We start from the raw sequence: 20,678 nt of genomic DNA on the forward strand, positions 1-20,678 counted from the left end.
GTACCGCCCGGGTCCTCGGACGGCGATCGCGGCCACGACCGCCGTGTCGCCCGCCCGCACCGGGGCGACGCTCCCCGGGCGCCGGGCGTCAGATCGTGGCGGTGTCGATGACGAACCGGTACCGGACGTCCGAGGCGACGACCCGCTCGTACGCCGTGTCCACGTCGTCCGCCCCGATCATCTCGATCTCGGCGCCGATGCCGTGCTCCGCACAGAAGTCGAGCATCTCCTGCGTCTCGCGGATCCCGCCGATGTTCGACCCGGCCAGGCTGCGGCGTCCGCCCACCAGGGACCCGACGCGGAACGTCTGCGCGTCCGGCGGGAGCCCCACGAAGACCATCGCGCCGTCGAGGCGCAAGGTTGCGAGGTACCGGTCGAGCGGGAGGTCCGCGCTGACGGTGCTGATGATCAGGTCGAAGCTCTTGCGGAGGTCCTTGAGGACGGTCGGGTCGGAGGTCGCGACGTAGTGGTCGGCGCCGAAGCGCTCGCCGTCCGCCTGCTTGGAGAGGGTGTGGCTGAGCACCGTGACCTCGGCGCCCATCGCGTGCGCGATCTTGACCGCGACGTGGCCCAGTCCGCCCATGCCGACGACGGCGACGTGCTTGTCGAGCCCGGCCCCCAACGGCGCAAGGGCGAGTAGGTCGTGATGCCGGCGCAGAGCAGCGGCGCGGCGACGTCGAGCCCCAACCCGTCCGGGATGTGCAGCACGTAGCGCTCGTCGACGACGATCTGCGTCGAGTAGCCGCCGTAGGTCTCCTCGCCCGAGTACTGGCGGCCGTTGTAGGTCATCACGGCGCCCTTCTCGCAGAACTGCTCCTCGCCGTGCAGGCACGCGTCGCACTCGCGGCAGGAGTCGACGAAGCAACCGACGCCGACGCGGTCGCCGACGAGGTGGTGGGTGACCTCCGGGCCCACGGCGGCCACGGTGCCGGTGATCTCGTGGCCGGGGACCATCGGGAAGATCCCCTTGCCCCACTCCTCGCGCGCCTGGTGGATGTCGGAGTGGCAGATGCCGGCGTACGCGATGTCGATGAGCACGTCGTGCGTGCCGAGGTCGCGGCGGACGACGGTGGTGCGCTCGAAGGGTGCGCCCGGGGTGGGGGCGGCGAGGGCTGGGACGGTGGTGGTCATCCGTCGAGCGTAGGCCGGGAGGCGCGGCGGCGCGCTCGTCGCGACCCGCGGTGTGAGGAAAGTCATCAGGCAGACTGATCAGTTAGACTGTATAGTGGGTCGCATGCCCGCTTCCACCAGTCCCGCCACGACCACCTCTGCCGCCACGCCCGCGGCCACCCGACCCGACGGAGCGCCCGACGTCGGGACGCTCGCGTTCGAGCTGCGGGGCGCCCTCGCCCCCATCTGGCGCCGGCTGATCCACGAGAAGACACTCCCCCTCGGCAAGTCACGCGCCCTGGTGCGGCTCGAGGCCGTGCCCGACGGCGGAGCGACCTCCGCGAGCCTCGCCGCCTCCGAGCAGATCACCCCGCAGTCGATGGCCGCGATCGTCGCGGACCTCGTCGCGGACGGCCTGGTCGAACGCACCCGCGACCCGCACGACCGCCGCCGCCTCACCCTGACCATCACCGACGCCGGCCGCGACGCCGTCGCGGAGGACCGGCGCGCGACGCACGGCTGGCTCGCCTCCGCGGTGGCCGAGCGGCTCGACGACCAGGACCGGGCGGCGCTGGCCGCCGTCCTGCCCGTGCTCCACAAGCTGACCGACGAGGTCACGGATGTCTGAGCGCCGGGCCGTAGAGACGGCGTCCGACACGTCACCGCAGGGAGCACCGCAGGTAGGGCGCGGGTTCGTCCCCGGGCTCGTCTACGCGGCGCTGTCCGCGGCGATCGTCAGCTCGCTCGGGCTGCTGCTCGTCCCGACGATCGGGGCCGAGTTCGCCGTGCCCGTCAGCACGGCGCAGTGGACGCTGACCGTGAACCTGCTGGTCGGCGCCATCGCGACGCCGGTGCTCGGTCGGCTCAGCGACGGCCCGCACAAGCGAGGGATCCTGCTGGCGACGCTCGCGGTGATCCTCGCGGGTTCCGTGATCGCTGCGACCGCGCAGTCCTTCGCGTGGATCCTCGTAGGGCGCGCCCTCCAGGGCCTGTCGTTCGCGATCACGCCCATGGCGATCACCCTCGCCCGCCGGTACGCGCCCCCGCCAAGGTGCAGGGCGCGATCTCGTCGCTGTCGATCACCGTCGCGACGGGGATCGGGATCGGCTACCCGCTGACCGGCATCATCGCGGCGACCCTCGACTACCGGTACGCGTTCTGGTTCGCAGGGCTGTTCGTGATCTCCGCGATGGTGGTCGTGCTCGTCGTCGTGCCTCGCGGGCCGGACGAGCAGGGACTGCGGGTCCCGTTCGACACTGTCGGCGCGGTGCTGCTCGGCGTAGGGCTCGCCGCTCTGCTCCTCGGGATCAGCGAGGGCCCCAACTGGGGGTGGACGTCGGTGAGCACGATCGCGACCATCGTCGGCGCCGTCGTCGTCCTCGCCCTGTGGGTGGTGCGCGAGACCAGCACCGCGCACCCGTTGATCCGGCTGGACCTGCTCCGCAAGTCCGACGTGCTGCTCGCGAACGTGACCGCGCTCAGCCTCGGCGCGTCGATGTACATCGGGCTGTCCGTGATCAGCCTCATCGCCCAGGCGCCCACCGAGACGACCTACGGCGTCGGGCTGCCGCTCTTCTGGGCAGGGTTCGTCATGCTGCCGCTGTCGCTCGGGAGCCAGACGTCGAGCCGGCTCGCCAAGGTGCTCGTGCGCCGCGTCCCGTTCACGCTGCTGCTGCCCATCGGTGCGGTGTTCGTGACGGTCGCCAACCTCATGCTGCTCGGCGCGCACGACGAGCTGTGGGAGCTCCTCGTGGGGACCTTCTTCTTCGGCGTCGGCATCGGCACCACCTACGCGGCGATGCCAGGCCTCATCGCCCGCGGCGTCGCGGCGCAGGAGCTCGGGAGCGCGGTGAGCTTCAACCAGGTGCTGCGCACCGTCGGCGGATCGCTCGGCTCCGCCGTCGCCGGGGCCGTCCTCGCGACCCACATGGGCACCGACCTGCTGCCCACGGGGCGGGGCATCGACATGACGTTCCTGGTGAGCGGGCTCGCGTGCGCCGCCGTCGCCCTGGGGCTCATCTCGCACGCCGTGGTCTCCGCGCGGCTCGCGCGCCGTCGCGCCCAGGCACGGCACCCGGGGGTCAACGCCTCGCGCGACGAGGTGGTCGAGGGCATCGAGGAGCTCGAGCCGCACGAGACTGTGCGCTAGGCGCAGGTCGAGGTGCCGGCCGGAGCGCAGGTCGAGCGCAGGTCAGGGTGCAGGTCAAGGTGCAGGTCAAGGTGCACGCAGTAGCAGAGCACGACACGCAGCGGGACGCGCGTCAGCGGAGCGCCTCAGAGAGCGCCTCAATAGGCAGGACCGGCCTCGGGCGGGCGAAGGCGAGGTCTTGAGCTCGCGCAGACCCGACGGCCGCCGGCACGGCAGCAGCACAGCCCTCCGGTACGGCTACTCAGGCCCGGAGAGCGACATGGTTGCGGCCGCGCAGAACCTCGAACCGTGGGCGTGGACGTGGGCGCGGGCCCGGGCACGGGCACGGGCACGGGCACGGGCACGGGCACGCTCCGACGCGAACGGTCGCGACGGTGTCAGAAGGGCGGATCCCCGAGCACGCCACCGAGGGCAACGCATGATCGACCCGCAGACCCAGACCCAGACCCAGACCCAGACCCAGACCCAGACCCAGACCCAGACCCAGACCCAGACCCAGACCCAGACGGGATGATCGCACCGAGCACCTCGGGTGGGCGCTCGTAGGTGCCACCCGTCGGGCTCGTCCACGTCGTGACGGCCGTGGAGGGGTCGCGTTCGACCGTCCACCGACCATGTGTCTTGAGTCGATGGTGGTGACGACACAGGGCTTGGAGGTTGTCGGCTCTGGTCGGCGGTCTCGATCCGCGCTCACCCTCCGTGCGAGGGGTCCGGCCGGCGCGTCGACCCGGCGACACCGGGAAAGGTTCGATGTGATCGAGGTCCGAGCGCGAGGCGAGCACCCGGCAGCCCGGGAACGTGCAGGTCGCATCACGGGCCTCGACCGCGGCTCGCAGGGCTGCGGACGGCCGATATGCGGTGGTCCCGACGTCACGCAGGGCCCCGCTCTCCGGATCGGTGAGCAGTCGACGCCAGGTGGCGTCGCCCGCGATCTCGCGGGCCACGTCCGCAGGCACCGGCCCGTACCCGGCGAGGTAGCCCGGTCGCTCGTCGAGTCCGAGCAACGTCGAGGCGGCGACCGTGACCAGCACGAGACGTCGACCGTCGATCCGGCCCTGGCCCTGGCCCTGGCCCTGGCCCTGGCCCTGGCCCTGGCCCTGGCCCTGGCCCTGGCCCTGGCCCTGGCCACGATCCCCCGGCGTCTGGCCTGCGCCGAGCCCCGGAGGCGGCCCGGGGACCGACACCGAACCGAAGCCGAACGCAGGGCTGGCTCCCGACGCCGAGTCGGAACCGCGCACCGGGCCGGGGCCCCACGCGGAACCGCGGCTGCACAGATCCGCGAGGGCATCGGACCTGCGCTCGTCCATGGACCGCTGATCGTCGCCGGCCTGAGCTCGCGCGGCATCGTCGAGCGTGTTCCAGATGCCGCGCGCCTGCTCCGCAGGCAGGTAGGCAGTCAGGCGAGCCATCGCGTCCGGGCACGGCTCGAAGGTCACGCACCGGCGCCGACGCTCCCCGGACCGTCGTCGCTCAGCAGCCTCAGGGTCGAGCTGGATCTCGGCCTTGCGGGCGGCGTCACGTAGTCGCGGAGCGGTCATGCGCGATGCATCGTCCACGAGCGAGGCGATCAGTGCCGCGCGCCGTGAGGGCGAGGCCGTGGGTGCCGCGTCGAGCAGGACTCTCGCGCGCCGCTCGTCGATGCGCCCAGCGATCAGGGCCTGGGCGACCGCCGGATGCTGGCCCAGGCCGACGGCGAGCTCGGTCGTGCGGGAGGCCGCAGCCCGCGTGGTGCACAGCCGTGCGGAGATCTCGTCGTCGACGAACTCTAGGTCCCGCGACCCCGCGCGCCGCGAGAGGAGCTCGCGCACGACCACGGCCTGGCTCGCGGTAGCCCAGGCGCGAACCCTCTCCCAGGCGGCGAGCGCCTCGATGAGCGCCTCGTCGTCGAGGCCTGACGCGTCGACGTCCGCCAGCGCACGGCACAGGCCAGGACCGGGAGCCGCTCCCTCGATGAGAGCAGGACCAGGCTCCGGGGCGGGTGCGCCGGTGGGACCGGAGCCGTCACCGCGGCGCACGGCGCGCCTCGGTGACGTGCCGACCGGTCCGAGTCCGCGCAGCCAGTCCTCGACGGCCTCCGCGAACCTCGACTCCACTGCCGAGCCGGCCACGGGCTCGAACAGGTCGATCGAGCCGAGCGCGCAGCCGCCGGCGCCGAGCGGCCGGATGCGCTGCGGGTGGCTGGCTTCGAACATATGTACACACTAAGTCGAGCCACCGACATCCCGCGGTGCCCTCCACACCTCACTGCAAGGTGCGAGGTCGACACCGGGAGCAACCCGTCCGGAGCGCGCGGCGGGGTCAGCGCCGGCGCCACCATCGACGAGGTCCGTCCCGTTCAACCGAGCGGCCGGAGCCCCCGGCCCGACCGCTCCCGCCCGTGCCAGTCGAGCCCGCGCCGCCCGAACCAGCGGCACGCCGCGCCAGCGACCGCGCCTGCCGCCGTTCGAGCCACCGCTCGACCTCGACGTCCGGGTCCCGCGTGGGCGTCACGACCGGCGGACCGCCCGTGAGCTGACGGCGGGCCGCGACGACCCGGACGTCGAACTCCTCGACCGCCGCGCGGACGTCCTGCGCCGTGAGCAGCTCGTCCAACGCCTCGTCGAGCGCGGCGTCGTCCTTGCGCAGCTGGATCGCCTCGGGCGCGACGCCGGAGATCTGCTCGCGCTCGACGAGCTTCTTGACCCACCAGTCGGGGTCGTGGCTGTCGAGACCGGGGATCGGCTTGCCGGCCAGCGGGAGGTCGTCGAACTCGCCGCGCTCCATCGCCGCCTGGATCTGCCGCTCGACCCACAGGTGGCGCGTCATGACGCGGTCGCGCGCCCTGCGCGCCTCCGCGGCCTTGTCGCGCTCCGCCTGCTCGAAGTCCGCGATCTGCCGCTCGGCGTCGTCCGGGTCGTAGGGCACGCCGGACGAGCGGTCGGCCGTCTGGGCGCGGTACTGCGCCGCCCGGCGTGCGGCGTCGTCCTTCGTCACCGTTCCAGCCTCGTCCGCCGCAGGTGAGCACGCAACGTCGGCGGGCACGCCGCCCGACCGCGTGCGAGCCCGCCCGACCGGCTCCAGGATCGCCTCATGACGCGCTTCGGCTACACCCTCATGACCGAGCAGTCGGGCCCGAAGGAGCTCGTGCGCTACGCGACGAGCGCGGAGGACGTCGGGTTCGACTTCGAGGTGTCCAGCGACCATTACTTCCCCTGGCTCACCTCGCAGGGTCACGCCCCGTACGCCTGGTCCGTGCTCGGCGCCGTCGCCCACGCGACGAAGCACGTCGAGCTGATGACCTACGTGACGTGCCCGACGATGCGCTACCACCCGGCGGTGGTCGCGCAGAAGGCGGCGACGCTCGGACTGCTGTCGGACGGCCGCTTCACCCTGGGCCTGGGCTCGGGCGAGAACCTCAACGAGCACGTCGTCGGTGAGCGCTGGCCCGCCGTCGGGGAACGCCACGACATGCTCGCCGAGGCGATCGAGGTCATCCGTGCCCTCCTGTCGGACGACGGCCCCGTCACTCTCGACCTCGGCCACTACCGGGTCGACTCGGCGCGGCTATGGGACCGGCCGGCCGACGGCGTCGACCTCGCTGTCGCTGTCTCCGGCCCGACGTCCGTCGCCCGGTTCGCCGGCCTGGCGGACCACCTCGTCGCCGTCGAGCCCGACGAGGCGCTGGTCTCGGCGTGGCACGACGAGCGCAGGACGGCGGGGCTCGCCCCGTCCCGCGCGATCGGCCAGATCCCGATCTCCTGGGACACCGACCGTGAGGCCGCGGTGCAGCGGGCCCACGAGCAGTTCCGCTGGTTCGGGCTGGGCTGGCCGGTCAACGCCAACCTCCCCACCACGGAGGCGTTCGAGTCGGCCACCGGGTTCGTGACGCCTGACGACGTCGCGGCCGCGATCCCGTGCGGCCCCGATCTCGACGCGATCGTGGAGGCCGTCTCCGCCTACTGGGAGGCCGGGTTCACCGACGTCGCCCTCGTCCAGATCGGGGACGAGAAGCAGCAGGAGTTCCTCGACACCGCCGCCGGCCCGCTGCTCGACGCCCTACGATCGGCCGCCCCGGGCGAGCGGAGCGCCTCGTGACGGGCGCCGTCCTGCTCGACGTCGACGGCACGCTCGTCGACTCCAACTACCTCCAGGTCATGGCGTGGGTGCGGGCCTTCCGGGACGAGTCGATCGAGGTCGACGCCTGGACGGTGCACCGGTCACTCGGCCAGGCCGGTCCGCAGCTCGTGGAGCGGGTCACCCGGGCCCGCGGCCTCCGGCTCGACGACGACACGACCGAGCGGGTCCTCGACGCCCACTCGCGGCGCGCCGAGGAGTCCTTCGACCTGCTCCGCGCGTTCGACGGCGCGGCCGACCTCGTCCGTGCCGTCCGCCACAGGGGCGCGCGCCCCGTCCTCGCGACCTCGGCGTCGCCGGACTCGCTCGAGCACCTGCGCGGGGTGCTGGGCGTCGACGAGGAGCTGCACGCCGTCACGTCGTCCGCCGACGTCGAGGTCTCCAAGCCCGAGCCCGACCTCGTCCACGTCGCGCTCGAGGCGGCCGGCGTGGGCCCCGAGGACGCCGTGTTCGTCGGGGACTCCGTGTGGGACGCGCTCGCCGCAGCCCGTGCCGGCATCCCGTGCGTCGCCGTCCTCAGCGGCGGCGTCGGCGAGGCGGAGCTGCGTGACGCCGGTGCGGTCGAGGTCTACGACGACGTCGCCGACCTGCTGGCGCACCTCGACGAGAGCGTGCTCGCGCGGGCGTGGACCACCGGGACCTGACCGGCGCGCCCGTCGCCCGGCGGGGACGCACGACGAGGGCCGTACCCCACGCGGGGCACGGCCCTCGTCGTACGTCGGACCGCTCGCGTCAGCGGTTGGCGATCGTCAGGTCGAGGTTCTTCGACGTCGACCGGCCGTCGATCCCGACGGACACGATCTTCACCGTATAGTCCCCGTTCGGGTAGTCCCGGGTGTCGAGCGCCAGCACCGGCTTGGTGCCGGCGTTCGTGCTGCCCGCCGCCTTCGTGTTGTCGGTCTTCCAGACCCCGCCCTGGTTGAGCTCGATGTACGTGTACTTGGGCTCGGAGTCGAGCTTCACGACGATCTTCTGCTTGCCGCGCACGCTGGCCCCGTCGCTGAGGTTCACCGACCGGATCACGGGCGCGCCCGCAGCGGGGGCGTCCGTGTCGAGGTTCAGCGCGTCGTTGACGGTGAAGAACACGTCGGTCTGGTCGGTGAGCCCGACGACGTTCGCTGCCCGCGGCCCGTAGGCGGCGATCCGCACCTGGGACCCGGTGTGCGCCTGCGAGCCGCCCTCCTCGGCGGTGCCGTAGGCGATCGTCATCGGGGCGCCGTCGACCGTGGTGAGCGTGCGCGTCAGGCCCGGCGTCGTGGAGCCCGGGTAGACGATCTGGCTGGAGTGCGCGTGGTCGGCCGTCGCGATGACGAGCGTGTTGCCGTCCGCCTCCGCGAAGTCGAGGGCGGCCTTCACCGACGCGTCGAAGTCGACGGTCTCACCGATCTGCGCGCACGGGTTGGCGGCGTGGTCCTGCTTGTCGATGCTCGCGCCCTCGACCTGGAGGAAGAAGCCCTTCTTCGACGACGGGTCGTCGAGCAGCGAGATCGCCTTGGACGTCATGGCCTCGAGGGTCGGGACGTCGGCCGTGTGGTCGGGGTTCTCGTCGCAGGTCACGGCGGGCTCGGCGCCGCCGGCCTTGGTGGCGAGCGGCCCGTCCCAGACGGTGGGCATGTTGCCCGCGGAGAAGAGCCCGAGCAGCGGCTGCTTCTGGTGCGCGAACGTCACGGCGTCGAGGTCCGCGGCCGTCGTCACGACGTCGTACCACCGCGCCTCGGCCTGCTCCAGCAGCGTCTTGCCCTTCCACTGACCGGCCTGGGCGACGTCGTCGAAGTACTCGAGGCCGCCACCGAGCGTGACGTCGGGGCGGGTGTCGAGCAGCTGCTCCGTGATCGAGCCCAGCCCGCCGTTGCGCAGCAGGTCCGTGTCGGCGCAGGCGGACGACGACGGCGTGTAGCACTTGCGGTGCGAGACGTGCGCGACCTGCACGGCCGGCGTCGCGTCCTGGATCTCAGCGGTCGAGACGTCTCCGGTGCGCAGGCCGTTCGCCTTCGCGATCTGCAGCAGCGTGCGCTGCGGGGCGCCCTCGAGGTCGACGGAGATCGCGCCGTTGTAGGTCTTGGTCCCGGTGGCCCACCCGGTGCCGGACGCCGCGGAGTCGGTGACGTAGTCGGGGAGCCCGGTCTCCCGGTCGAGCGCGTACGTCGTGTACTGGCCCGTCAGGGGCAGCGCGTCGAGCCCGTCGAACCGGCCCGCGGCACCCTCGGCGTAGTTGCGAGCGATCGTGATCTCCGAGTCGCCCATGCCGTCGCCGACGAGCAGGATCACGTTCTTCGCGCGGCCCGCGTCGATCGCGGCACGGACCTCCTTGGACTGGTCGCCGGCGAGCTGTCGGGCGCCACCGTTGACGCTGAGGTCCGCCCCGACGGCGTACGCCCCTGCGGCGCCGAGCACGAGGGTGCCGACGAGGGCGGACGAGAGAGCGATGCGCTGTGCACTGCGTCGCACAGGAATCTCCTTCGATCGTGTGTGGTCGCGACGTCCGTCGCAGTCCGCAGTCGACCGCACCCCGGTGGCTTCCAGGTGTCGTGCGGGTGAGGCGCAGGGGACGGCCGCATGACGGTCACGCTGGGCGAGCGAGCTCCGACCCACGCTCCTACCGTGCGAAGGAGCCGTATCCCCACGACGCGCGAGGAGCATCATGAGCGACAGGCCCACGGACGACCGCACCACCGCGACGAACGGCGCACCCGCCGCGAGCGACGAGCACTCCCTGACCGTCGGCACCGACGGGCCGATCGTCCTCCACGACCACTACCTCATCGAGCAGATGGCCGGGTTCAACCGGGAGAAGATCCCGGAGCGCCAGCCGCACGCCAAGGGCGGCGGTGCGTTCGGCCGGTTCGAGGTGACCGGTGACGTCAGCGCGTACACGAAGGCGGGGCTCTTCCAGCCCGGCGCCGAGACGAAGATGCTCGCGCGCTTCTCGACGGTGGCGGGCGAGCTCGGCAGCCCCGACACCTGGCGCGACCCGCGCGGGTTCGCCCTGCGCTTCTACACCGACGAGGGCAACTACGACATGGTCGGCAACAACACGCCGGTCTTCTTCATCCGCGACCCCATGAAGTTCCAGAACTTCATCAGGTCGCAGAAGCGCCGCGCCGACAACAACCTGCGCGACCACGACATGCAGTGGGACTTCTGGACGCTCTCCCCCGAGTCGGCGCACCAGGTGACCTGGCTGATGGGCGACCGGGGCATCCCGCGGTCGTGGCGTCACATGAACGGCTACTCGAGCCACACGTACCAGTGGGTCAACGCGGCGGGCGAACGGTTCTGGGTCAAGTACCACTTCCACACCGACCAGGGCGTCGAGCACTTCACGCAGCACGAGGGCGACCAGATGACCGCGATCGACACGGACTACCACATCCGTGACCTGTGGGAGCACGTCGCCTCGGGCGAGCACCCCAGCTGGACCCTGCACGTCCAGGTCATGCCCTACGCCGACGCCAAGGACTACCGCTTCAACCCGTTCGACCTCACGAAGGTGTGGCCGCACGCCGACTATCCGCTGATCGAGGTCGGTCGCATGACGCTCGACCGCAACCCGAGCAACTACTTCACCGAGATCGAGGAGGCCGCGTTCGCGCCGTCCAACCTCGTCCCCGGCATCGGTATCAGCCCGGACAAGATGCTGCTCGGCCGCATGTTCTCGTACGCCGACGCCCACCGGGCGCGTCTCGGCATCAACTACCCGGAGATCCCGGTGAACCGCCCGCACGTCGAGGTCCGCTCGTACCTGAAGGACGGCGCCGGCCGCCACCACAACCCCGGCGACCCCGTGTACACCCCCAACTCCGCGGGTGGCGCGTACGCCGACGGCGCCGCGCTCCCGGCGGAGCGCGGGTGGGAGTCGGACGGCGAGATGGTCCGGTCCGCGTACACCGCCCACGCCGAGGACGACGACTTCGTCCAGGCCGGCACGCTGGTCCGTGAGGTGATGGACGACGCGGCACGTGGGCGCCTCGTCGACAACATCGTCGGGCACCTGCTGAACGGGGTGAGCGACCCGGTCCTGGAGCGGGCGTTCGCCTACTGGCGATCGGTGGATGCGGACCTGGGCGCCGCCGTCGAGAGCGGCGTGCACGAGAAGGCAGATCTCATGGACCCGAAGGCCGACGCTCAGGGCAACGATGCGCGGCGGTCCGCGCAGAAGAAGGCCTGACCGGCCCGGTCACGCCCCCGTCGCGCGGGCGCCGTCCCCGCGGGCCGGGCGGGAGCGGGCTCGCCGGCCCGTGGTCGCGACGAGCACGGTGACGCCGACCGCGAGCGCCAGCACGAGCACGTTGCGGACGGCGGCGAGCCAGACGTCGAGCGGCACGGCCGTCAGGAAGTCGTCGTAGTGGTCGGGGAACAGCCGCTGCGTCAGCAGGGCGACGACGAGCAGCGCGGCGCCCAGCCACGGCCAGACCTCGGAGCGCCGGGGCGAGCGCCCGTCCCGTCCGCCCTTCGACCGCGGCCCGGCGAAGGCCGCGAGCGCGACCGCGACCGGCGGCGCGAACCAGGCGACGTACTGCGGCGACCCGACCTTGTTGAACGCGAACAGGCACAGGGTCAGCGCCAGCGTCGACAGGAGCACCAGGTGCAGCACCCGGTCGTCGCGGTGCTCGGCCACGGGCTCGGGCTCGGGCGCGCTCTGCCCGCGCAGGCGCCGGGCGGCGAGCCACGTGGCGGCGGTGACGAGGGCGACCGCGGCGACGAGGAACACGTTCATGGCCCCGGCCCACCACTGCGTCCCTGGTCCGGTGATCTCGAGGACCTTGAGCGGCGCGTCGAAGACCACCTCGATGTCGTCGCGCCAGAGCCTGGCGACGGAGAACGGGGTCGCGGGACCGGCCTCGACCTGCAGCGCCCGGTCGTCCTGCTGGCCCAGGAACCCCCACACCCGCGACCCCGCCCCGCCGACGAGCGCGCCCCCGACCAGGATCGCCGACACGAGCGCCCCCGGCAGGACCACCCGCCGCCAGGGCCGCGGCGACGTGAGGGCCAGGGGGACGACGACGGCGCCCGGCGCGATCTTGACCCACGCCGCGGCCGTGGCGAGGGTCGTGGTCCACACGGTGCGGACGCCGTCCGACACCCGCGGCACCTGCGGCGGCGCCGCGCCACCGCTCGCCGAGGGGACGAGGACCGCGAGCGCGACCACGGTCAGCGCCGCCGCGACCCCGTCGAGGCGGGTGAGCGTGACGGGGCCGAGCGCGGCGAGGAACGCGAGCCACCACCAGGCACCGGTGGTGCGGGCGCCCGAGCGGCGACCCGCGGCGAGCAGCGCCGCGACCCCGAGCCCGTCGAGCGCGACGACCATCACCTGGAACAGGGCCCGGTACGCCTCGGGGTCGAGGGACACGAGCCCCGGGAGCGTGATCGGTGCGAGCGCACCCACGGGATAGACCCAGTCCGTGTCGAGGACGGGCCAGACCCCGTCGACGAGGCCGGACGCCGCCCAGGACCGGTAGAGGTCGACGTCGCCGTCGAGCTGACCCGGGAAGAGCGAGACGGCATGCAGCAGGTAGGCGTGGACGACGACGAACGCGAGCCAGACGCCGATGGGCCCGGTGGCGAGGCGCACCCACCGCGGGACCGACCGGCGGCCAGGGCCCGATCCCGGCCCCTGGCCGTGCCCGCGCGCACGCACGGGCCCTCGCGCTCGCGCGCTCGCTCGCCCCGGGTCGGTCACGGCGCTCACCCTAGCGGCGGCATGGTGCCGGGAAGCGGGCCCGGTCATAAGGTAGGGCCGCGAACTATCCCCGACGGCGAGGAGCGGCATGGCACAGCTCCCGAGCAGGACGGCCGAGACCGCCCACGCCCTCGCGGTCGTGGAACGAGGACACGGCACGCTGGTGTGGACCGGCGAACGCGGGTCCGGTCGGTCCACGCACCTCGACGACGTCGTCGACGCGATCCGCTCCCGACGCTCCGACCGGTGGCCCCAGGAGACGGTCCTCGTGCGCTGGCACCTGGCGCAGGAGCGGCCCGGCGGCCCTCCGCCGGGGTCCGGCCTCTCCGGGCTCGTCGAGGCCGTAGCCGCCGCCACGGGTCGCGCCGCACCCCTCGTCCTACGGACGATCCCGACGCCCCTCGCGAACCCACCCGTCGCCAACCCGTCCGGTGCGCCCGGCACGCCCGAGACCGGGACGACCGACGGCGGCTCGACCGCCGACCCCACGGCCGCGGCCCCGACCGATGCGCTCGCATCGGCGCTCGCCGGGTACGTGGGCCGCCTCCAGCGGCCGCTCGTGGTTGTCGCCGACGACCTCGACCACGCCGACCCGCTGAGCCTGCGCATCGTCCTCGAAGCGCTCGGCCAGGCGCGCGAGCACGTCGCCCTGCTCGGCACGGCACGGGACCGCGCGGCGCTGGACCGGGCCGGGCACGGGGTCGAGGTGCGCCCGCTCCCGCCCCTCGACGGGCCCGACGTCCTGCAGCTCGTCGCCGGGGCGAGCCTGCCCTGCGTCGCCCCCCGCGTCGCAGCCGGCCTGGCCGAGGCGCTGCGCGGGAACCTCGCCTGCGTGATCGACACCGCCACCGCGCTGGGACCCGCCGCGCTGAGCGGCCGCCGCAGGCTCCCCGACCCTCTGCCCGCCGTCGCCGCGGTCAGGACCGTGGTGGCCGGCGCGTGGGAGCGGCTGCGGCCCGCCGACCGCACGGTGCTGCTCGTCGCGTCGGTCGCGACGGTCGACCGGACGGACGTGCTGCTCGAGGCGACCTCGCTGACGATGGACGACCTGCTCGACGGCCCACTGAGCGCGCACCTGCACCTGACCGCCGGGCGGTTCCGGGTCACCGACCCGCGGCTGCGGAGCCTCGCCCACGCCGAGGCGAGCATCGCGTCCCGCAGCGCCGCGCACGACGCGCTCGCCCGCGTCCACGAGGCGCGCCACGAGCTCCTGCTCGGGGCATGGCACCGCGCGCTGTGCTCGCTCGCCGGCAACGAGTCCCTGGTCCCCCCGCTGCTCGACCGCGCCGACGAGCTCCTGGCGCACGGCCAGGCCGAGGCGGCGCTCGCGGTCGCCGTCGAGGCCGAGAGCCACGCGGCCGACCCGGACAGGCCCCGGGCGCGCCGCACCGTCACGATCGCTGCCCAGCTCTCCGGGCTGACCGGTGAGAACCCTGGGGCCGGCCCCGACCTGGTGGCCTCGCTCAGCGGCGCCGAGACCGACCTGGACCGTTGGCCCGCCGACGTCCCCGGCCTCGACAGGGTCCGCGAGTCCGCCCGTGCTCTGGACGCCGCCGTGCGCGCGTCCGTGAGCACGTCCGTGCGCACGTCCGTGAGCACGTCCGTGAGTACAGCGCGCGGGGCCGAGGGTGCCGACAGGGCCGAGGCCGGCCTCGGCGTCCACGACCCCGGTCGATCCCCCGATGCCCCGCTGGTCGCCGCGCACGCCGCGGTGGCCCGGGCGCTGCGGCTCGCCGTCGCGGGCCGGGTCGACGACGCGGCGTCGGAGCTCGAGGCGGCGGCGTGGACCCTGCCCGTCGAGCTGCCCCTCGACGGCGTGGCCCTCCCGCTGGCTCGTCGGCTCGCCGTGCTCCAGGGCGCCCGAGGCTCCGCGATCGGCCCGGTCGCCGAGGCGCTCACCCGGACCGCGGCGCAGCCGTCCCGCGGCGACCGCACGACCCGGGCCCTCGTCGCGTCGCTCGCCGGTGAGCACCTGGCGGCCGCGACGCTCGCCGACGTCGTCGAGCACCAGGCGCACGGCTCCCCGGCTCGCGCCCGGACCCGTGGTCTCTCGTCCCCGGTCTCGACGCCGCCGAGGAGTGGATGCTGGCCGGGCACACCGACTCCGCTCGCCGCGCCGCGCGGCGTACCGCAGACCACCCTGGCGGACCCGGCTTCGCGCCGAGCGACTCGGCCAGGACGCGACGGCTCCTGGTCGTCGCCGACCCGGCCGACATCGACCGCCGGGTGGACGAGGCGACGCTCGCCGCGGAACGGTCCGGCTCCCCGTACGAGCGGGCGCGGACGTCGCTCGTCGCGACCCGGGTGCTCCTGCGGGACGGCAGGCCGCCCGAGGACGTGGAGCCGCACCTCCTGGCCGCCGAGGACATGTTCGAGGAGTCCGGCGCGTGGGCCTGGACGGAGGTCGTCCGCGCGCTCCGCGCGTCCGCGCGCCCCGGCTCCTCCGTGCACCCTGTCCCCGCCGACGGCGGCGACGTCGCTCATGGTCCAGCGTCGGCGCACGTCTGCGAGGTGCCGGACGACGGCCGCGAGGCTCCCGGGGGCACCGGACCGGGGTGGTGGGCCGAGCTCACCGAGCGCGAGCGCGAGGTCACGCGACTGGTCGCGGCGGGCCTGTCGAACCGGCACGTCGCCGAGGAGCTGTTCGTGTCGGTACGGACGGTCGAGGTCCACGTCGGGCGAGTGTTCCGCAAGCTCGGCGTGAGGTCCCGCGTCGAGCTGGCGCTCCTGGTGGACCGCGCCGACAGCCAGGCGACGACGGATGCGTGAGCGCCGGGCGTCCGGGGCCCCACGTACGTGGGACTGCTTATGTTCCCGGATTGGACGGAAGGTGAATCTTGTGGTGATCCCTGATGTTTCGGGAGGACCCCGTTCATAGTCTCGACCGACCGGCAGCCAACGAGGGCCGCCGGCCGACCGAGAGGCTGGACATGCTTTCGATCCACAGGACGATCCGAGCCGGGAGAGCCCTCACGGCCGCGCTCCCCCTGATCGCGCTGATCGGTGCCGGGGCGCTCGTCGCCGGTCCGGCGGCAGCAGCTCCCACTACCGTCGCCGGTACGGCGGCGGCAGCACCCACTCCCTGCGCGGACCCGTGGTCCACGGGGGCGACCTACGTCGGGGGCGACGTCGCGTCGTCCGACGGCCAGAACTGGAAGGCGTCCTGGTGGACGAAGGGCGAGAAGCCCGGCGCGACCCAGTGGGGGCCGTGGACGGCGCAGGGTCCGTGCGGCACGACACCGGACCCCGACCCGACGCCTGACCCGACACCCGATCCCACGCCGGACCCGACACCCGACCCGACCCCGGACCCCACGCCCGACCCCGAGCCGACCGGCACCCCCGGCTCGACCAACCCGGACGAGAAGTGCCGCCCCGACGGTCTCGCGGCCACCCCGGGGCTCGACATCCCCTACTGCGACGTCTATGACGGCGACGGCCGGGAGATCCTGCCGAACGACCTCGACCGCCGCGTGATCGGTTACTTCACGAGCTGGCGCACGGGCGCGAACGACCAGCCCCGCTACCTCGCGAGCGACATCCCCTGGGACAAGCTCTCGCACATCAACTACGCGTTCGCGCACGTCGGCCCCGACAGCAAGGTCTCGGTCAACGCCGACGCCCCGGGCAACGCCGCGACCGACATGACGTGGCCGGGCGTCGCGGGCGCCGAGATGGACCCGTCGCTCGACTACACGGGCCACTTCAACCTGCTCGCGAAGTACAAGAAGGAGAACCCGGGGGTCAAGGTGATCCCCGCCGTCGGCGGCTGGGCCGAGACCGGGGGCACTTCGACGCCGACGGCAACCGCGTCGCGGACGGCGGCTTCTACACGATGACGGAGTCGCAGGCGAAGATCGACGTCTTCTCCGACTCGGTGGTCGACATGATCCGCGAGTACGGCTTCGACGGCATCGACATCGACTACGAGTACCCGACGTCGAACAACCAGGCCGGCAACCCGGACGACTTCGCGTTCTCCGACGCGCGCCGGGCGACGCTCTTCGACGGGTACGTCGACCTCATGCGCACGCTGCGCGAGAAGCTGGACGAGGCCTCGGTCGAGGACGGCCAGTACTACGTGCTCACGACGGCCGCGCCGTCGTCGGGCTGGCTGCTGCGCGGGATGGAGGCCTACCAGGTCGTCCAGTACCTCGACTACGTAAACCTCATGTCCTACGACCTGCACGGGGCGTGGAACAAGTACGTCGGCGGCAACTCACCGCTGTTCGACGACGGCAAGGACCCCGAGCTCGCAGCCGCGGGTGTCTACGGCGCGTACAAGGGCGTCGGGTACCTCAACGGTGACTGGGCGGCGCACTACTTCCGCGGCGCCATGCAGGCCGGCCGGATCAACCTGGGCGTCGGCTTCTACAGCCGCGGCTTCCAGGACGTGCAGGGCGGCACCTACGGCATGGGCGGCACCGCCCCCGCGCCCGCCGGGTTCGCCTGCGCCCCGGGCACGAGCGGCAAGTGCGGCTACGGCGCCGAGGGCATCGACAACCTGTGGCACGACCTCGACGTCGCCGGCAACGAGGTCCCGGCGGGGTCCAACCCGATCTGGCACCTGCTCAACCTCCAGAACGGGATCGTCGGCGACTACACCGCGTCCTACGGCGTCCCGACGACCATCGAGGGCACCTACGACCACCACTTCGACCCGGTGACCAAGAACGAGTGGTGGTGGAACCCGGAGACCAGGACGTTCCTCTCGGGCGACACGACCGTGGCCATCGGCGACAAGGCCGACTACGTCGTCGACACCGGGCTCGGTGGCCTGATGATCTGGGAGCTCGCGGGCGACTACGGGTTCGACGACGCCAAGGGCCAGTACGAGATGGGCTCCGACATGGTCGACCTCATGCACTCGACCTTCAGCGGTTCGAGCAAGTACGGGGCGACGAAGGCAGAGGCGGACCGCCCGATGCCGACGCAGGCCATCGACCTCGACATCGACTACACCGAGTTCGCGCTGGGCGACAACAACTACCCCATCAGCCCGAAGGTCGTCTTCACGAACAACGGCTCCACGGCGGTCCCGGCCGGCTCGACCGTCTCGTTCCAGTACGGGACCTCGGACCTCGGTGACATGAGCGACTGGAGCGGGTTCGGCACCACGACGACGAAGGGCCGCACCGGCCCCAACGTCGGCGGGCTCGGGGCCAACTTCCACACGGCCGAGTTCACGGTCCCGACCGGCGGCATCCCCGCCGGCGGGTCGATCACGAACCAGCTCAAGTGGACGCTCCCGGCAGCGCAGTTCTCGAACGTGATCGTCACGATCGGCGGCGTCGAGTACGCCACGACGTACGACCAGCCGCGTGGCGTCACGGTCGTCGAGCCGGGATCCGGGTCGGACGGCGGCTCCGGCGGCGACGGGACCGGTGGCGGTTCCGGCGGCTCCGGTGGCACGGGCGAGTGCACCGCACCCGCCTGGTCCGCGAGCACGGCCTACAACGGCGCGGCGAAGGTGTCGTACGCCGGGCACAACTGGACGGCCCGCTACTGGACCCAGGGGGACACGCCGTCGGCGGCCAACACCTGGGGCGCGTGGGCCGACGCGGGGAGCTGCTGAGGGCAGCGGAACCGCACCCGGGCGGCGGACCTACCGCCGCCGCCCGGGAGCACGACCAGCAGTACCGGACCAGCACCAGCACGGCGGGCGACGACGCCCGTCGACGAGTAGAGAGCGATCCGATGACACAGACACGACAGGGCAGGACAGAGCCCTCCGCACGACCGGGCGGGCTTCGTCGCCGCCTCACCGCGGCGATCGCCGCGATCGCCGTGGCCGGGACGGGCCTCGTCGGGGCGGGCTTCGCCGCGACGAGCGCCTCGGCGGCCGAGCAGACCGGCGACAGCGCCATCAACGGCTTCCGCAACGTCGCGTACTTCGCGCAGTGGGGCGTCTACGGCCGCAACTTCCAGGTCAAGGACATCGACACGTCGGGCGAGGCGTCGAAGCTGACGCACATCAACTACGCGTTCGGGAACATCCACCACCAGAACCTGACCTGCTTCGAGGCCAACAAGGCGCAGCAGGACGGCCCCAACGGGTCGGACGGCGCCGGCGACGCCTACGCGGACTACGGAAAGAGCTACAGCGCCGCGGCGTCCGTCTCGGGCAAGGCTGACGCGTGGGACCAGCCGCTCGCCGGGAGCTTCAACCAGCTCAAGCAGCTCAAGGCCAAGCACCCGCAGCTGCGGACCCTGCTGTCCCTCGGTGGCTGGACCTGGTCCAAGAACTTCTCCCGCGCGGCGGCGACGGACGCCTCCCGCGAGAAGCTCGTGTCGTCCTGCATCGACATGTTCATCAAGGGCGACCTGCCCAAGATCGACGGGCGCGGCGGCCCGGGCGCAGCCGCAGGGGTGTTCGACGGCTTCGACCTCGACTGGGAGTGGCCCGGCTCGAACAACGGGCTCGCCGGCAACTACGTCGACGAGGTGAACGACAAGGAGAACTTCCGGCTCCTGATCGAGGAGTTCCGCACGCAGCTCGACGCGTACGGCGCCCAGACCGGCAAGGACTACCTGCTGACCGCGTTCCTCCCGGCCAACCCGGCCGACATCGAGGTGGGCGGCTGGAACGACCCCGGAACTTCGAGAACCTCGACTTCGGGAACGTCCAGGGCTACGACTTCGAGGGGGCGTGGGACGGCACCAGGACCGGCCACCAGGGCAACCTGTACGACGACCCGAAGTCGCCGCGACCGGACGCCAAGCGCTACAGCGTCGAGCGGGCGGTCAAGGAGTACACCGACGCGGGCATCGACCCGGCCCAGCTCGGGGTCGGGCTCGCCATGTACGGGCGCGGCTGGAAGGGCGTCTCGGACTCCGCGGCCTGGGGTAGCGCGATCGGCGCGGCTCCCGGCACCTGGGAATCCGGCAACGAGGACTACGACAAGCTGAAGAACCTCGGCACCGGCTACTACGACCCGACCGCCGTGGCGTCCTGGCGCTACGACGGCAACCAGTGGTGGACCTTCGACGACCCGAAGTCGATCGCTGCCAAGGCCGACTACATCCGGTCCGCCGGCCTCGGCGGGGCGATGTGGTGGGAGCTGTCCGGCAACCGGGACGGCGAGCTCATCCACACGCTGATGAACACGCTGGGCTCGGGCGCCTCCGGCCCGGTCAGCGGCGGCGTCCCCGGTGGCCCGACGCCGACGCCGACGCCGACCAGCACGCCGACCCCGACGGGCACTCCCACCCCGACACCGACGCCCACCCCGACCCCGACGCCGACCGACCCGCCCAGCACCTGCGCGGCGGCCTGGTCGCAGAGCAAGGTCTACGTGGGCGGCGACATCGTCAGCCACCAGGGGACCAAGTACCGCGCCGCGTGGTGGACCCAGGGCGAGACCCCGGGCAGCGCGAACGTCTGGGTCAGCCAGGGTGCGTGCGACGGCTCGACGCCCACGCCCACGCCCACGCCGACGACCCCGACCGACCCGGGCACGTGCGCCGCGTGGTCGGCCACGAAGGTCTACACCGGCGGCGACCGTGCGTCGTACGGCGGTCAGGTCTGGGAGGCCAAGTGGTGGACCCAGGGCGACACCCCGGCCGTGAAGGACGGCGGCCCGTGGAAGGTGGCCGCGAGCTGCTGATCTGAGCAGCGAGCAGCAC

12 protein-coding genes and 4 pseudogenes are annotated in these 20,678 nt (G+C 72.9%); 11 read left to right on the plus strand and 5 right to left on the minus strand.

Going from position 1 to position 20,678, the window contains the following annotated elements; translation table 11 throughout:
• Positions 1-88: 88 nt before the first annotated feature.
• Positions 89-1,131: pseudogene (locus QUE47_RS05220) on the minus strand (NAD(P)-dependent alcohol dehydrogenase).
• A gap of 103 nt (positions 1,132-1,234) precedes the next feature.
• On the opposite strand from QUE47_RS05220, the gene QUE47_RS05225 reads away from it, so the two are divergent.
• On the plus strand, positions 1,235-1,738 hold the full coding sequence (locus tag QUE47_RS05225) for a MarR family winged helix-turn-helix transcriptional regulator (RefSeq protein WP_286218864.1): 504 nt from the start codon (positions 1,235-1,237) through the stop codon (positions 1,736-1,738).
• Positions 1,731-3,259: pseudogene (locus QUE47_RS05235) on the plus strand (MFS transporter). The gene QUE47_RS05225 and the pseudogene QUE47_RS05235 overlap by 8 nt, the downstream one beginning before the upstream one ends.
• 377 nt (positions 3,260-3,636) lie before the next feature.
• Here QUE47_RS05235 and QUE47_RS05240 read toward each other — a convergent pair.
• Together QUE47_RS05240 and QUE47_RS05245 are read right to left on the minus strand one after the other, a co-directional pair.
• The gene (locus tag QUE47_RS05240) at positions 3,637-5,451 is read right to left on the minus strand and encodes an HNH endonuclease signature motif containing protein (RefSeq protein ID WP_286218867.1); all 1,815 of its coding nucleotides are present in this window, start codon (positions 5,449-5,451) and stop codon (positions 3,637-3,639) included.
• Positions 5,452-5,557: 106 nt separating this feature from the next.
• Positions 5,558-6,232: a DnaJ family domain-containing protein gene (locus tag QUE47_RS05245; RefSeq protein ID WP_286218868.1), complete on the minus strand. Its 675-nt coding sequence runs from the start codon at positions 6,230-6,232 to the stop codon at positions 5,558-5,560.
• Between the two features lie 96 nt (positions 6,233-6,328).
• Here QUE47_RS05245 and QUE47_RS05250 point away from each other — a divergent pair, with 96 nt between their 5' ends.
• Both QUE47_RS05250 and QUE47_RS05255 read left to right on the plus strand, forming a co-directional pair.
• Positions 6,329-7,333, plus strand: coding sequence for a TIGR03557 family F420-dependent LLM class oxidoreductase (locus tag QUE47_RS05250; protein WP_286218869.1), 1,005 nt, complete (start codon positions 6,329-6,331; stop codon positions 7,331-7,333).
• A complete protein-coding gene (locus tag QUE47_RS05255; protein WP_286218870.1) occupies positions 7,330-8,016 on the plus strand; it encodes an HAD family hydrolase in 687 nt (228 codons plus the stop codon). Before QUE47_RS05250 ends, QUE47_RS05255 begins: the two co-directional genes overlap by 4 nt.
• 88 nt (positions 8,017-8,104) lie before the next feature.
• Here QUE47_RS05255 and phoA read toward each other — a convergent pair whose 3' ends face one another.
• Positions 8,105-9,820, minus strand: coding sequence for an alkaline phosphatase (gene phoA, locus QUE47_RS05260; RefSeq protein ID WP_286218871.1), 1,716 nt, complete (start codon positions 9,818-9,820; stop codon positions 8,105-8,107).
• Positions 9,821-10,013: 193 nt separating this feature from the next.
• On the opposite strand from phoA, the gene QUE47_RS05265 reads away from it, so the two are divergent.
• Positions 10,014-11,540 (plus strand): catalase, encoded by a 1,527-nt coding sequence (locus QUE47_RS05265; protein WP_286218872.1) that lies wholly within the window; start codon positions 10,014-10,016, stop codon positions 11,538-11,540.
• Between the two features lie 9 nt (positions 11,541-11,549).
• On the opposite strand, the gene QUE47_RS05270 is transcribed toward QUE47_RS05265, so the two are convergent.
• Positions 11,550-12,944: a hypothetical protein gene (locus QUE47_RS05270; RefSeq protein ID WP_286218873.1), complete on the minus strand. Its 1,395-nt coding sequence runs from the start codon at positions 12,942-12,944 to the stop codon at positions 11,550-11,552.
• Between the two features lie 196 nt (positions 12,945-13,140).
• On the opposite strand from QUE47_RS05270, the pseudogene QUE47_RS05275 reads away from it, so the two are divergent.
• The 6 genes and pseudogenes from QUE47_RS05275 to QUE47_RS05300 form a co-directional block, all read left to right on the plus strand.
• Positions 13,141-13,632, plus strand: a pseudogene (locus QUE47_RS05275) (hypothetical protein); the annotation flags it as partial.
• A 1,787-nt stretch (positions 13,633-15,419) separates the two neighbouring features.
• Positions 15,420-15,821: a helix-turn-helix domain-containing protein gene (locus QUE47_RS05280; protein WP_286219400.1), complete on the plus strand. Its 402-nt coding sequence runs from the start codon at positions 15,420-15,422 to the stop codon at positions 15,819-15,821.
• A 161-nt stretch (positions 15,822-15,982) separates the two neighbouring features.
• Complete coding sequence (locus tag QUE47_RS05285; protein WP_286218874.1) at positions 15,983-16,891, plus strand: glycosyl hydrolase family 18 protein; 909 nt, start codon at positions 15,983-15,985, stop codon at positions 16,889-16,891.
• Positions 16,888-18,627 (plus strand): chitinase C-terminal domain-containing protein, encoded by a 1,740-nt coding sequence (locus QUE47_RS05290; RefSeq protein WP_286218875.1) that lies wholly within the window; start codon positions 16,888-16,890, stop codon positions 18,625-18,627. Before QUE47_RS05285 ends, QUE47_RS05290 begins: the two co-directional genes overlap by 4 nt.
• A gap of 122 nt (positions 18,628-18,749) precedes the next feature.
• Positions 18,750-19,568 (plus strand): annotated as a pseudogene (locus QUE47_RS05295) (glycoside hydrolase family 18 protein); the annotation flags it as partial.
• On the plus strand, positions 19,451-20,659 hold the full coding sequence (locus QUE47_RS05300; protein WP_434019755.1) for a glycosyl hydrolase family 18 protein: 1,209 nt from the start codon (positions 19,451-19,453) through the stop codon (positions 20,657-20,659). The pseudogene QUE47_RS05295 and the gene QUE47_RS05300, both read left to right, overlap by 118 nt.
• Positions 20,660-20,678: the final 19 nt, after the last annotated feature.

The organism is Paraoerskovia sediminicola, assembly GCF_030296575.1.
GTDB classification, from domain to species: domain Bacteria; phylum Actinomycetota; class Actinomycetes; order Actinomycetales; family Cellulomonadaceae; genus Paraoerskovia; species Paraoerskovia sediminicola.

Bases quoted from the DNA above. Each gene is read 5' to 3' on its own strand.
- QUE47_RS05280 (WP_286219400.1), top strand. From the start codon at position 15,420: ATGTTCGAGGAGTCCGGCGCGTGGGCCTGGACGGAGGTCGTCCGCGCG.
- QUE47_RS05290 (WP_286218875.1), top strand. From the start codon at position 16,888: ATGACGGAGTCGCAGGCGAAGATCGACGTCTTCTCCGACTCGGTGGTC.
- QUE47_RS05265 (WP_286218872.1), top strand. From the start codon at position 10,014: ATGAGCGACAGGCCCACGGACGACCGCACCACCGCGACGAACGGCGCA.
- QUE47_RS05225 (WP_286218864.1), top strand. From the start codon at position 1,235: ATGCCCGCTTCCACCAGTCCCGCCACGACCACCTCTGCCGCCACGCCC.
- QUE47_RS05285 (WP_286218874.1), top strand. From the start codon at position 15,983: ATGCTTTCGATCCACAGGACGATCCGAGCCGGGAGAGCCCTCACGGCC.
- QUE47_RS05250 (WP_286218869.1), top strand. From the start codon at position 6,329: ATGACGCGCTTCGGCTACACCCTCATGACCGAGCAGTCGGGCCCGAAG.
- QUE47_RS05240 (WP_286218867.1), bottom strand. From the start codon at position 5,451: ATGTTCGAAGCCAGCCACCCGCAGCGCATCCGGCCGCTCGGCGCCGGC.